The sequence below is a fragment of the Serratia sp. HNCC26DJ244 genome (genome assembly GCF_057180565.1).
Map to the genome: position 1 here is coordinate 1 of NZ_JBXUGO010000064.1, position 1304 is coordinate 1304.

Genomic DNA, 1304 nt, shown 5'->3' on the forward strand with positions numbered 1-1304 from the left:
GTTTTTTGCGAAGGGTAGCAGGTCGTCCAGTTGGCTATTTTTCCACGTCGGTATATGAGTAAGAACGAAGCTCAACCAGGTAAAGGGTTCTATACCATTGAGTTTGGCGGTTTGTAGCAGACTCATGATACCGGCCATGCGCTGCCCGGCCAGCAGTGAACCTGCAAAGAGCCAATTTTTTCTACCCAATGCCACAGGACGGATGCAGTTTTCAATATGGTTGTTGTCAATGGGGATCGCGCCATCATCCAGATAACAAAGCAAGGCCGGCCAGCGTTTCAAGGCATGCAGGATAGCTTTGTGGATCCCCGAGTTACCCGGTACCTGATGTTGTTGTGCTGATAACAGTGCATGCAGCGTAGCCAGATGCGGTTTGGCATAACGGTTTCGCCATCGTTGCCGATTTTGGGTTGTTCGCGTTTTTATCAGCCGTTCTAACTTGTATAACTCGCGGATACTGTCCAATACGCGTTTGGCTAATGGGTGGTGATTGACTTTATATTGCTCAAAGAACTTGCGTCTGACGTGAGCAAGGCAGCCCGCTTCTTTTATTGCACCAGAAGCAAAGAGCGCTTTATAGCCCGCATAGTCATCGACAACCAGCGTACCGGTAAAACCGGTCAAAAAAGTCTGTGCATAGCCCCCATTGCGTCCGGGTTGGCAATCAAACATCACCATACGTTGCTCTGCCGCAGCAGGTGAAGCGTATGCCCAGAGATAACCACGCTGGACGGTGACTTTTTTACCGGCCAGCACGGTGAGTGGCGTCTCGTCAGCGTGTAGCACCTTTTGCTCACAGAGCAACGCATGCAACCGTTTGACCAGGGGGTTAAGTGCAACACCCACTTTGCCCATCCAGTCAGACAACGTACTCATCGGTAGTGTTATTCCATCACGGGCGAAGATTTGGCTTTGCCGATACAGCGGAAGATGGTCAACACATTTATTGATAGTGATATGCGCCAATAAGCCGGGAGCTGCCTGACCTTTATCAATCACCTGTGCGGGTAACTCGGCACTGTGTACCGTCTGGCAGCACGGGCAACTGTATTGTGGACGTACCGTTTTTCTGACAATAAATTGTGCCGGAATATAATCCAGTATCTCGTTGATTTCATCACGGAGAAAACGCAGTGGGTCACCGCACTGTGGGCAGTTTGTGCTGTCAGGCTCCAGCCTGATTTCTTCACGAGGCAAGTGAGCCGGTAATGCCTGACGCTTGGGTTTATTTACCGTAGCCAGTGGTGCTGCGGGCAAGGTTTTTTCCAGTTCAGCTTCCAGCGCACTAATATCAGTTTCACTGT

General features: G+C 50.4%; 1 protein-coding gene. It reads right to left on the reverse strand.

All coding sequences use genetic code 11. The features are described 5' to 3' along the window. A partial coding sequence (tnpC, locus tag AC2A06_RS18530) for an IS66 family transposase (protein WP_484381260.1) occupies positions 1-1304 on the reverse strand: 1304 nt, incomplete at both ends.